General features: G+C 43.1%; 6 protein-coding genes. 3 read left to right on the top strand and 3 right to left on the bottom strand.

Annotated elements, in window-relative coordinates; translation table 11 throughout:
* Together rpsI and rplM are read right to left on the bottom strand one after the other, a co-directional pair.
* On the bottom strand, window positions 1-382 hold a 382-nt coding region (gene rpsI / locus WJ238_RS01165; RefSeq protein ID WP_337605925.1), incomplete at its 3' end, for a 30S ribosomal protein S9.
* A gap of 28 nt (window positions 383-410) precedes the next feature.
* On the bottom strand, window positions 411-839 hold the full coding sequence (gene rplM, locus WJ238_RS01160; protein WP_337605924.1) for a 50S ribosomal protein L13: 429 nt from the start codon (window positions 837-839) through the stop codon (window positions 411-413).
* 437 nt (window positions 840-1,276) lie between these two features.
* Here rplM and nox point away from each other — a divergent pair, with 437 nt between their 5' ends.
* On the top strand, window positions 1,277-2,605 hold the full coding sequence (nox, locus tag WJ238_RS01155; protein WP_316267453.1) for a H2O-forming NADH oxidase: 1,329 nt from the start codon (window positions 1,277-1,279) through the stop codon (window positions 2,603-2,605).
* A gap of 115 nt (window positions 2,606-2,720) precedes the next feature.
* Here the strand turns inward: nox and WJ238_RS01150 are convergent, their stop codons facing one another.
* Window positions 2,721-3,107, bottom strand: a complete 387-nt coding sequence (locus WJ238_RS01150; RefSeq protein WP_337605926.1) for a GNAT family N-acetyltransferase — start codon at window positions 3,105-3,107, stop codon at window positions 2,721-2,723.
* Between the two features lie 204 nt (window positions 3,108-3,311).
* Here WJ238_RS01150 and WJ238_RS01145 point away from each other — a divergent pair, with 204 nt between their 5' ends.
* Together WJ238_RS01145 and WJ238_RS01140 are read left to right on the top strand one after the other, a co-directional pair.
* Window positions 3,312-4,715, top strand: coding sequence for an MATE family efflux transporter (locus WJ238_RS01145; protein WP_230105193.1), 1,404 nt, complete (start codon window positions 3,312-3,314; stop codon window positions 4,713-4,715).
* Between the two features lie 102 nt (window positions 4,716-4,817).
* Window positions 4,818-6,125, top strand: coding sequence for an alpha-amylase family glycosyl hydrolase (locus WJ238_RS01140; RefSeq protein WP_337605923.1), 1,308 nt, complete (start codon window positions 4,818-4,820; stop codon window positions 6,123-6,125).
* Window positions 6,126-6,245: the final 120 nt, after the last annotated feature.

The following is a 6,245-nucleotide window of genomic DNA, read 5'->3' as shown; positions in this document are numbered from 1 at the left end:
TGAACTGCGGAGCGCGACGGGCAGCCTTGAGGCCGTATTTCTTACGCTCTTTCATACGTGGGTCACGTGTCAGGTAGCCTGCTTTCTTAAGGATCGGTCTGTAATCAGCATCTGCCTCAAGAAGAGCTCTGGAAATTCCGTGGCGGATCGCTCCTGCCTGTCCTGTGTAACCGCCGCCTTTTACGTTAACGATCACATCAAATTTTCCTTCTGTCTCTGTCGCAACAAGCGGCTGACGAACGATAACTTTCAGTGTTTCCAGTCCAAGATACTCATCGATATCTCTTTTATTTATTGTAATTTTTCCTGTTCCAGGTACTAAATATACTCTTGCGATTGATTTTTTTCTTCTTCCTGTTCCGTAGAATTTTCCGTTAGCCATTTCTTAATATCCTCCTTTCGACCTCTGATTAAAATTTCAGTTCTTCTGGTTTCTGAGCCTGATGTGCATGCTCTGGTCCAGCGTATACATGAAGTTTCTTAATCATGCTTCTTCCTAAAGGTCCCTTCGGAAGCATTCCTTTTACAGCCAGCTCAATTACTTTTTCCGGTTTCTTATCCATCATCTCTGCCAGTGTAGTCTCTTTCATTCCGCCTACATAATCAGAGTGATTGTAATAAATTTTCTGAAGCATTTTCTTTCCGGTTACTTTTACATCTTTTGCATTGATCACGATCACGTAATCACCTGTGTCGATATGCGGTGTAAATTCCGGTTTGTTCTTTCCTCTCAAAACCTTAGCTACTTCTGATGCTAAACGTCCTAATGTATATCCTGTAGCGTCAACTACATACCATTTTCTTTCAATCTTGTCTGGACTAGCCATATAAGTTTTCATTGGTTTACCTCCTATGAATCGTTGCATTCTATGCGTTTACTTATAGATATTATATCGAAATCAGCCAGGTTCCGGGGCTTTGGTGCCTGCTGTTTCTCCTTTTGTCATACTGCATTATTATATTATACGCTTCCACGCGTGTCAACTGTTTTTATGGATTTTTTGCTGTATTTCTTCAGTATTTTTACCTTATTTTATTTGGCAAAAATCTGGAATAAATATTTCCGGACTAATCTTTGTTTATAGATTGACAATTTTCTTCTTTTATCCTATAATCGTCTTAAAAATAACAGTAATAGTTATTATTACCTTTTAGGTATGTGTTCCGGACATCAGAAAGATTTATCATCCAAAAAACAAACAGTACGGATATACGGCTGTTTTATTTATAAAAAGTAAAATCCTATCAAAAACTATTTATCAAAGGAGGAACAACTATGAAAACTGTAATTATTGGAGCAAATCATGCTGGAATTGCTGCAGCCAACACTCTCTTGGACAACTATCCTGATCAGAAGGTCGTTATGCTTGACCAGAACACGAACTTAAGCTATCTTGGATGCGGAACTGCACTGTGGGTCGGACGCCAGATTGATTCTTATGAAAATCTTTTCTATACCGATAAAAGTGCTTTCGAAGCAAAGGGCGCTGTTATCCGCATGGAAACAACGGTAGAAAAGGTAGATTTTGAAAAGAAGATTGTTTTCTGTAGAATAAAAGATGGCTCTTCTTTTGAAGAGAATTATGACAAGCTGATCCTTGCTACAGGTTCTCTTCCAATTGCGCCGACACTTCCCGGCAGTGATTTAAAAGGGATCAGTTTCCTGAAACTTTTCCAGGACGGCCAGAATGTAGACCGCCAGATCAGCGATCCAGACGTCAAAGATGTGGCTGTCATCGGAGCCGGATACATCGGTGTGGAAATTGCTGAAGCAGCGAAACGCCGGGGCAAAAATGTCCGCCTTTTCGATGTAGCTCCCACTTCCCTTGCCAGCTATTATGATCCGTGGTTTGCAGAAGATATGGACAAAAATCTCGCTGCACATGGAATCGAGCTTCATTATGGCGAGCGCGCTACTGCCTACAAAGGCACAGAACATGTAGAAGCAGTTGTGACAGATAAGGGAGAATATAAGACAGATCTTGTCATCAACGCAATTGGCTTTCTTCCAAACAACGCTCTTGGAAAAGATCATCTGGAGTGTTTCCGGAACGGAGCATATAAAGTAGATAAACATCAAAAGACAAGCGATCCAGATGTATACGCCGTAGGCGACTGCGCCACAATCTACTCCAACGCGCTTCGGGCTGAGACTTATATCGCACTTGCCACCAATGCAGTCCGCACAGGAATTATTGCCGCTCACAACATTGGCGGAACCACCCTTGACGCTATTGGAGTACAGGGTTCCAACGGCATTTCCATCTTTGGCTACAATATGGTTTCCACCGGATTGTCCGTTGCCGCTGCACAGAAAAACAATATGAGTGTGGAATATACTGACTACGAAGACCTGCAAAGACCGGGATTCATGAAGGAAAACGCAAAAGTTAAAATCCGTATCGTATACGAATCAGATTCCCGCCGCATTGTAGGTGCACAAATGGCTTCAACAGAAGATATTTCCATGGGAATCCATATGTTCTCCCTTGCAATCGAAGAGGGCGTAACTATTGATAAACTGAAACTTTTGGACATTTTCTTCCTTCCTCATTTCAATCAGCCGTATAACTACATTACTATGGCTGCACTTAGCGCAAAATAAAAATCCGCCTGCAAGAGGCAGACAAAAATAAGAAAGGCCCTCTATCCCTTCCATTTCTTTATAGGAAGGGATAGAAGGTCTTTCCTGTTTTTTCATGCAGCTATACTGACCGCGGTTATTTCGCTTTATCTATCGTGTAAGATTGCAGACTTTTTTGACATCCGTTCTTTTCATAAAATCCTTCCACTCCCGGCTGCGCGCCAAAATATAACATAGTAGGAGTGTTCTCCTTTGCAAGTTCAAGAAGCTTACTGCCTACCCCTTGCCTTTGATATTCCGGAAGAACAAGTAATTCTGTAATCGTTCCAAAAAAATATCCGTCTGTAAGAATGCGCAGACACCCTACAAGCATTTCATTATCATACGCCGTAATATTCAGTGTCTTAGACAATGCAATTTGAGTCCGCTCTATATCATAATCGCCTTGCCATATTTGATTGACAAAGGGCAGGAAAACCGAAGCCGCGAGCTCTGTATCGTTTACTTTATATTCTGCTTTCAGTGCAGCGGATGTTCCTTTAACCTCAATTCGCTCATTTGATTCTTGCCTTCCCTCCTGTGCAAAGAGTATAATATGTTGGCATTAGATTTTTTTACTTTAGCGTCGGTGTACAAGGGGACAAAATCTACCCTTCACCAACCGTGTTGCCCCTTGTACACCGACGCTATCATCCTTTAATGAAAGAACACTCTGGAGGAATCATCTATGAGAAAAAATATTGACCTCGTAAACGGCCCTGTGCTGAAATCTCTGACACAGCTCGCCGTTCCCATTATGGCCACCTCTTTGATACAAACCGCCTACAACCTTACGGATATGCTCTGGATTGGAAGAGTCGGCAGCAATGCTGTCGCGTCAGTGGGGGCTGCCGGAATGTACATGTGGCTCTCCAATGGTCTTGCTGCTCTGCCAAAAATGGGCGGTCAGGTAAATGTGGGGCATGTGCTGGGAGCTGGCCGTCCCAAGGATGCAGCCAACTACGCAACAGCCGCACTTCATATTTCTATAATTTTCGGCCTCGTTTTCGGACTGGTCTGTATCTTGTTTTCCAATCCGCTGATCGGATTTTTTAACCTGACCGGACATCAGGTCATCGCCGACGCTCGCATTTACCTGAAAATCACCTGCGGATGTGTCATTTTTTCTTTTTTAAACCAGACACTTACCGGAATATTTACTGCAGCCGGCAATAGCCGCTCCTCTTTTATGGCAACTTTAACCGGCCTTCTTATCAATATGATATTGGATCCGGTACTTATCTTCGGACTTGGACCATTTCCTGTCATGGGTGTGGCCGGAGCGGCTATCGCAACTGTACTGGCACAGGCGACAGTAACCCTTATCTTTTTTGTCTTTGCCAAAAAAGACAACATTATTTTTTGCCATATAAAACTATTTCGAATCCCGGACAGAAGTCATTTTTCTTCTATTGTCAGAATCGGATTCCCAACTTGCATACAAAATATGATTTTTACAGGTATTTCCATGATCATTGCCCGGCTCGTTGCAGGATATGGAGATGCCGCTGTTGCAGTGCAAAAAGTTGGTTCACAGATTGAATCCATCTCCTGGATGACTGCAGATGGATTTGCCGCTGCTGTAAACTCTTTTCTTGCTCAAAATCATGGTGCCGGAAAATACAGCCGAATCCCAAAAGGATATTACAGCGCAATGAAAGTTGTTCTTGTATGGGGACTTTTCTGTACACTACTGCTAATTTTCCTCCCTGCCCCTGTATTCCGCCTTTTTATTACAGAAGCAGACATTCTCCCCATGGGAGTAGATTATCTCATGATACTTGGCGTGTCCCAGCTCTTCATGAGTGTTGAGATCACCACCGCCGGTGCATTTGCAGGGCTTGGCAGAACTTTGCCCCCTTCTGTAACCAGCATCGTTTTGACAGGTATGCGCATCCCGTTTGCTATGCTCCTGATCCATACGCCACTTGGACTGAATGGAATCTGGTGGAGTATTACTATTTCCAGTATTTTCAAAGGAATTATCTTATTTATATGGTTCCGTCATCTGCTCGCTCACAGGAAAAACTATGTTGATATATCAGACAGTGGGAAAATGTATACAGAATCTTCTAAATGTAGTAAAATATAAACACAATTTCGTACGTACTGATCAGGAGCAGCTCCTGTCAGGACTGTAAATGATCCAGTCTAATATAATAATCAATAATAATGACAAAGAGAGGTTAAAACTATGTGGGCTTACAATAGCATTTTTTATCAAATATATCCTATCGGCTTTTGCGGGGCTCCGGTTCATAATGACGGGGAATGTGTACCGCGTATACGTAAAATTATGGAGTGGAGTGAATATCTGGAAAAACTCGGTGTAGATTCTATTTTACTGAACCCGATTTTTGAATCCGACAATCATGGTTATGATACCCGCGATTTCAAAACCATCGACTGCCGTCTGGGGACAAACGAAGACTTTGCCGACGTCTGCCAGGATCTTCACAATCACAATGTAAAAATTGTGTTGGATGGCGTATTTAACCATGTCGGCAGAGGATTCTGGGCTTTTAAAGATGTCTGTGAGAAGAAATGGGATTCTCCATACAAGGACTGGTTCCACATCAATTTTGACGGCAACAGCTGCTACAATGACGGCTTCTGGTATGAAGGATGGGAAGGCCATTTTGAGCTGGTAAAGCTGAACCTGCAAAATCCCGCTGTGACGGATTATCTTCTGGAATGTGTCAAATTCTGGGTGGATACTTTTGATATCGACGGCCTGCGCCTGGATGTGGCCTACTGCCTGGATCCTGATTTTATGCGCCGTCTGCGTTCCTATACCCAGGAACTGAAAGAAGACTTTGTCCTGATCGGGGAAGTTCTTTTCGGAGACTACAATCGTATTGTCAACGATGAAATGCTCCACAGCTGTACAAATTACGAATGTTATAAAGGAATTTATTCCAGTTTTAATTCCATGAATATGTTTGAGATTGCCCATTCACTTCAGCGTCAGTACGGCCCGGAACAATGGTGCCTGTACCGCGGAAAACATCTGATGACCTTCGTAGATAATCACGATGTCACCAGGATCGCAAGCATTCTCACAAACAAAAACCACCTTCCCCTGACTTACGGGATTCTTCTTGGAATGCCGGGCATTCCCTGCATTTACTATGGAAGCGAATGGGGAACATTAGGTGAAAAAGCGCCCGACAACGATTATGCACTTCGCCCCTGCTTCGAACAACCCAGCCCCAATGAACTTACAGAACTCATCCACAAGTTAATCCGAATCCGCCAGCAAAGCGATGCACTGTGCAGCGGTTCTTACCGCAATGTCGTACTTACGAACCATCAGCTCATTTTCGAGCGCGCATCCGAAAAAGAACGCATGTTGGTGGCGATCAACGCCTCCGACACTGACTACACCGCATACCACGGCGATCTCCAGGGAAATGCCCGTGAACTGATAAATGAAAAAATTTTAAGCCTTGACGGAAAACTGGAAATGCCGGCCTACAGCATACAATATCTTGTGTTTTAAGCAATTTTGCACAGGGTGTTTCGCAGTTTTGCACGGGGTATATTGCAGATGGGGACGTAACACTTTTAAACTTCAATGTCATTAAGTTTAGAAATTAGGATTCAAAAAAGCATGGAACGA

This window comes from Claveliimonas sp. (assembly GCF_037273965.1).
GTDB classification, from domain to species: Bacteria; Bacillota; Clostridia; order Lachnospirales; family Lachnospiraceae; genus Claveliimonas; species Claveliimonas bilis.
The sequence above is the reverse complement of the archived record's forward strand: the minus strand, read 5'-3'. Positions and strand labels throughout refer to the sequence as shown.